The sequence below is a fragment of the Bartonella sp. MR100HLJHH genome (assembly GCF_042194215.1).
Classification (GTDB): Bacteria; Pseudomonadota; Alphaproteobacteria; order Rhizobiales; family Rhizobiaceae; genus Bartonella; species Bartonella grahamii.
The window spans coordinates 1-6,033 of record NZ_JBHIMR010000032.1; the positions used below are offsets into that span (position 1 = coordinate 1).

The 6,033-nt window shown below is 36.8% G+C and carries 3 protein-coding genes and 1 pseudogene; 1 reads left to right on the forward strand and 3 read right to left on the reverse strand.

The features are described from left to right. The first annotated feature begins 1,028 nt into the window (after positions 1-1,028). Positions 1,029-1,157: a hypothetical protein gene (locus ACFIJ7_RS08870; protein WP_375645106.1), complete on the forward strand. Its 129-nt coding sequence runs from the start codon at positions 1,029-1,031 to the stop codon at positions 1,155-1,157. Positions 1,158-2,089: 932 nt separating this feature from the next. Here the strand turns inward: ACFIJ7_RS08870 and ACFIJ7_RS08875 are convergent. The 3 genes and pseudogenes from ACFIJ7_RS08875 to ACFIJ7_RS08885 form a co-directional block, all read right to left on the reverse strand. Beyond that, the gene (locus ACFIJ7_RS08875) at positions 2,090-3,022 is read right to left on the reverse strand and encodes an abortive infection family protein (RefSeq protein WP_375645107.1); all 933 of its coding nucleotides are present in this window, start codon (positions 3,020-3,022) and stop codon (positions 2,090-2,092) included. Positions 3,023-4,695: 1,673 nt separating this feature from the next. Beyond that, complete coding sequence (locus ACFIJ7_RS08880) at positions 4,696-4,977, reverse strand: hypothetical protein (protein WP_375645108.1); 282 nt, start codon at positions 4,975-4,977, stop codon at positions 4,696-4,698. A 591-nt stretch (positions 4,978-5,568) separates the two neighbouring features. Then, positions 5,569-6,033: pseudogene (locus ACFIJ7_RS08885) on the reverse strand (DUF3792 domain-containing protein); the annotation flags it as partial.

Here is a 6,033-nt window from a genome sequence, read left to right on the forward strand (position 1 = left end):
CATCTGAACATGACACTGCGCTCATGATAAAACGTGAAAATATAAAAATGTACCTAATGGGAAATGTTATAGAATAAATCTTCACTCAAACTTCCCACTTGAGCTGTATAGGCTTGTGGCTTTATAGAAGTTGCGAGAGCACTATGCGTGAAGGATAAAACGTACAAACTGCCTAAACACCCATAAAACTATGACGGAAGGGGGGACTTGAAAATCTTCCCTCTCTAAAAAGAGTGCAAAAAATAGTGCTCAACCTAGATTGGTCTCAAAAATTCTCCGATGCCTCTCAAATTAACTTGAGAAAAAAAGGCACCATCACCCATACTATATTTGTCCGTCTATATCACATCCAAGGTGCATCCTTGCCAAGCAGGTTGCTATATGAGGAAAGGTCTTATTGCTACCATCTCGTCTCTCACGAGAGAACTTTCAAAATAAACTTTCATTCTAGATGGATCATAATGGAAGCACCATGGAAGAAGGATAAAACGTACGAGAGTCTAAACACCCATAAAGCTACAGTGAGGGAATGGGGGGCTTGAAAATATTCCTTCTCTAAAAAATGCAATGGCCCATATAGACATGCAACTAAAAAGTTGAACTCACCTTTCTATCTTAAAACCCTACTTCTCAATCCTTCTCTGAAACTATTTGTGCATTACCTCAGTCTCGAGACTTTAAAAATATCCCATCAAGCTCTTCGTAAAGTGTATAAAAATAGTAAGAGATTTCTATCACCCTACACTTAAAACCAATCCTTCCAAAAAAGAGCTATAGTAGTCCTACCACGCTTATTTTACACAACGCACGCATCCTGTGCTCTAGAGTAAATGGGAGCGATGAACCATTGATTTGTCAAAACGCTTATAAACTCATGGGCATATAAGTGATGAGGTAGTGTTATCAACGCTCCAAGCGGGATGCGCAACACATTTGTGAGATGACCAACGAGAGGGCTAGGTAGCTGGCGACTTTATCCTGATTGGACAATCAGTTTTGCTCAATGTCAGGAGGGAGAAAACCCATGGGTGGCAAATGGTGTGAGACAAAAACGCACAATCCAACCCTTTAAAAAAATTGAAGACAAAAAAGCTAACTGCTTTAAACAAAATCTTATTGCTATCATTGCGTCCATCACTAGAGGGATTTCAAAATAAACCTTTATTCTAGATGCTTAAAAATAAGCTAAAAAACATGTTGTTGGAGTTTGAAATTTGAAAACTGAGCTTTGCCTCTCTAAAATGCAAACTTCCCAATTCTTCCCTGAAACTAATCGTTTACGATCTTATTCCAGAAGCCCCAAAAAATCCTACAAACATAACCAAAAATAATCAAAGTCCTCTCCAAAATTTTCAGATATCCTCGTCTTTCAGAAAAAAACTGTCTTATATCTGCAATTTGGCTTGAGAAAAAACGGAACATCTCTATCCATAGATAAAAAATGGCGAGAAGGTGAAAAAAACGCTTCCAGCTTACCTCTATCTTAATATCATAAAAAAGCTACAAAACTTGCTTCCAATGAAAAACGCAAGCCAAACTCTTCGTCATGGCACACAATCTTTTTAAAGGGGCGGAAATCTTTAAGAAAAATCAACATTCTGGCGTGAGAAAAAGAAGGGCTGGCTTTTTGCTTTTGCAGCCATGGGTACTAATGTTTGAATGGAAGCTGGCAGTGGGGAAGGGGAAGTTATAGAGTGCGTGATCACTAAATTTTATCCCGCTATAGGAATATTGGGTTTTATAAGCTATAGAGAAGGTTATGTCGGGGGGGATGGGAAGCGCTCTTAAGTCTTAAAGATAAGAAATGATTTTAAGAAAATTTGCTCTTGCTCTTAGCTCGAAATATAAAATGTTATGATAGGCTTTTGATGAAAATGATGTTGTTTTGCGATAAAAAAGACAAACATGCATGGACTGGACGCTTTGCTAGCCTTTTGTCTTAAAAGACAAAACCTAAAATGCCTATGATCGTAACGATACTCCGATTATTTGCAAAGAGTGTTTTGTAGAGGGTAAAGCATTATGTTGGTAGCAAAAAGCCTGTAAAGAGAAAATGGTTATGGCATGTAAGAATAGTGCTCTTTATTTATTATGGCTGATCCATGAGCTCTAAGATATAAATTGAGAGGGAATGGGCGGCATTAAAAGTTAAACGCGCATGGCGAGGTTTGAGATTGATTAGTTCGAAATCCTTTTTTGAGCGGCCGTGCGCTGCACCTTTCTTGTTTCTTAACTTTATAGTACCTTCTACAATTTTATACAGACCGGATGCGATCATTTTTAAGTCATTTTCATCTAGATCTTGATTTTTTAAGTTTTCTTGCTTCAAATCTTCGGGATGGATCTTGGCTCTCTTAACGACTTCTTCCCATAAAGCGGGCAGATTATTACGGGCGTTTTCTGCATATGGGATAGAATGGTGGTCGAGATAAGCTTTGCAAGAGGCTTCCAATAGATTTGCTGCAAATAGAACTGCCTCCCTTGGATCTTTTTCTATATTTTCTAATGCCCTATTGATTTCGATTTCTACTGCTGAAAGTTCTTTCTCTGCAATAAGTTTTTTTAGTTTTTCTATAGAGAGGAGGCCAGCTTTTTGCAATTCTTGTGTGAAGGTCAGCTCATTCTTGATAATATATCCTCCACGCTGATATTCCAATCCATCTTTCTTTAACGTTTCTAAAATTTTACGTTGATCTGTTTTAAGCTGTTGTAGCATTTGATCTTCTGGTATGTCTTCAAATTCGACTAACTTATGAAACTCGCTGTCCAAAAAATCACCAAGCAGGGGACCAAGGACTTCAAGCGGTTCATTGCATTTTACATTGATTGTATCTAGTCGTTTCTTAACCTTGACTTCTTCACCATCACTTAGATACTCATGAGGAGCAGATGGTGTATAAAAGAATAAGGCATCCAAATTCCTCGACCAATAGTACTTTGGTAATATTTGAGAGAGTGCCCTAATTGTTGCAGGAGGGATTTTGTTTTTCTGAGATATTTTTTGCGGGGATGATAATTGCATTTTGTATCTTTATAATATCAAAAAGTGGTGTGTGGAGTGGTTTTTAGAGTATGATTTTATTGCCTGATCTTGCTTAGAAGGTCGCGCAACAATTTTGTGGCTTATATAAGATTTGTGAAAAAGAAATACTATATTGTGTTTTAATTTTTTTCCTTTCATTGTTATAACAGTGAAGGGGTGGATAATGCGTGATAATTCGAAAAATATAGAATGAGAACAGAAGTATAATTTTGTATTATTGTAACTGCAATAACATTCTTTATTGACAGATTGTTTATTGGAGAGAAGGAAGCAGGCAATACGCATAATCCCTGAAAGGAAGGCTTTGTGACAAGAATTTCAATGGTATGTTACCAAATGTTGCGTGTGTTTTTTGCTTGTTAGAAAGAGTAAATGGGGCTCTTTGTTCGCATAATCGGTAGAGAGTAATGAGTGATGCGGGAGGCTAGTTTAAAATCTCGTTTATTCCGTTAAAGCTTACGGTTTTCTATAAAAAGGCTGTTTTAATTACATCCGCTGTTAATCTCGCGTATTTGGTAGATGGAAATATAGACGTTTATCGTGTCTGTAAGGGAGCTTGAAGCAATGAAGTTATGTGTAAAAGAGTTCTGAAAAGCTTCTTTTGTCCGTAAATTTTATAAGGAAAATCTAAAGACAGGAAAATGTTAGAGAAATCTCAGAGCACACTGTAAAAGTAAAAAAACAGCCTTTTTAGAGATGGTTTGCTGTCTGTCATCGTGCATCATGATTTTCAATATTTTTAAAAATTTTCCCCTCAATGAGAGAAGGCTTTTTTATTAAAGAGGGGTAGATTTGTTATGACAGTTCACAATGAAATAGAGAGAAGATGCTGCTTTACCAGATGTTTTTGTCGCTTCATCTTCATTTGAACCTGTTGCGGTTATGCAAGCATAGTGATTCAAGGAGGTTTAAATGAGATGAATAACATCGCCAAGTTTGCAGCACAGTGCTATTTTCCACATCGCGATGTGTGGCAGAAGAGGGTCAGCATTTTGGCGGGCGGGGGCGGGATGCCATATTCTATGCTGGTGCTGTAGGGGTGTCTGTTAGTGTGTTTATGGGACTATTCCGCATTGAAACGCGTGCTTAATTTTCGTGGATATTTGCAAAGATACCAACAGAGAATCCCATATTTCAAGAGGTTTTGAGAGGTGTCCAAGAGCACAAAGCAAGTATGATGTTGATAAACACCGCATGTTACTGGAGATGGCCAAATTTTAGAGTTTAAGGAGCTTGTTGGTTTCGTGTTCTTTCATAAAAATAACGAAGGTTGTGGTCAAGGTCTCAGTGTGTTGGTTTCTCGAAAAGTAGTAAACTGCTCTATGATCTTATAAGCCATTGAAAATGTTATTGAGAAGGCGTTCAAACAAAGCATATCATAAATCTGAGCCCTTTTCTTTATGCGATAAGGAGAGTGTGAGGCAAAACAGTAAAAATACAGCGATATTGTTTGGGTGCCAAATGTATTCTCAATAGTTTATAATTTTCTTTTCTTAAATGTGCAGCTCTTTCTGGAAAATGTTCGACAATCTCTTAATCGTTTAATAAAAATTAAAATCGGTTATAAGGAAGAGCTTGTAAATTATAGAGTAGGAAAAAATTGCATTTTATAAACAATAGGGGAAGGCTGTTTCCATAGCCCAAACATTTTTTCAAGTTGTTATGGTATCTTTTTGAAGTACTTGATCGATAAAAGTTTGATAATTATCAGAAACAATATATTGGGTATTTTCTCCCAAAGCTTTGAAATATTCACGACCGCAATGGATTTTTGCTTCTTCCAGATCGCGCAAGATGTCTTCGAAAATACTTCCTTTGCTTTTCACAACAAAATACAGTTTGTTTTGTCCATCTTTTACTTCAATAGAGGCGACTTCAATCTGCTTTATAAGCGTTTGTTCATAAGCATCGATGGAATCCAGCCTATATAGCATGTTGTGTTTATTATTTATTTGATACATTTAATCTAGAATGCAAATTGTGTTCGTATATTCAAACTAAAGTACTGATATTGAAGCGGTGAGAGTGTTACTTTGTTGAGAATAGATAATTTGGTAAGCTGGTATTCCCTTTGTATCAGAGAAATTTCACCTTATTCTCTCATATTGTGCGTGGATGAAATGTTAACCGCATAATGCTCCCTCTTACATGAGATACAAGATTGATATGCTTTCCATATTAAGAAAAGTTGTTGATTGTAGCGGAATATGTTTCTGCGATATTCGTTTGGTTTAAATGGCAAAAATAGAGCAATAGTCGCATATTTGTTACGCTGTAACGCATATATATAATCTATGGAGTCAACACTTCATTTAAGAAATTTCTTAAAGAAAAAACATAAAAAAAATAGAATTGTTGAAAAAAAATCTTTTATTTTGAAGCTTGTTTCTCATGATTATAAAAGCTTTACGTGGATGTCGAAAAATTTGATTGTGCTGAAAAGCATGAAAAATCAAGAAAATTTTGCAAAAAAAAGCTGCATCATGTGTGCAGCTTTTTATGTGTTTGCTTTAGAGGTAGAAGTTTTAAAGCATGAAAGTATCCTTACGGCTTCTATAACCATAATAACCAAAAACACTGGAAATAATGGCGCCTACCAGACTTCCTAAAAAGCCCCACCATCCCATATTGGAGGCTGCTTTTGTAGCTTTAGTCGCAGTGTTTTTTGCTCCCTTGATCGTATCCTCAAGATTGTCCGAGAGTGTTTCTGCCTGTTCTTCAAGGGCTTTGATGGCTTTTTCGGTTTTTTCCTCGGCGCTTTGATAGAGTTGAACGGCACGGTTTACTGCTGTTTGTGCGTCCGAACGGGTCATGCCATCTTTTATGAGGGCTTCGATGATATCACTTCGATCAAATTTTGTCGTGAGATCTTCTACACGATCAGACAGGCGCTCACCAAGATTTTTTAAAGTGGTGCGATAGTGAGAAGGATCATTTTTGAAAGCTGTGATCGCAGAACCAATATCGTTGAGTGCTGCTTGATAGGTTTG

Coding starts and splice junctions, on each gene's coding strand:
- ACFIJ7_RS08875 (WP_375645107.1), bottom strand. CDS start 3,022: ATGCAATTATCATCCCCGCAAAAAATATCTCAGAAAAACAAAATCCCT.
- ACFIJ7_RS08880 (WP_375645108.1), bottom strand. CDS start 4,977: ATGCTATATAGGCTGGATTCCATCGATGCTTATGAACAAACGCTTATA.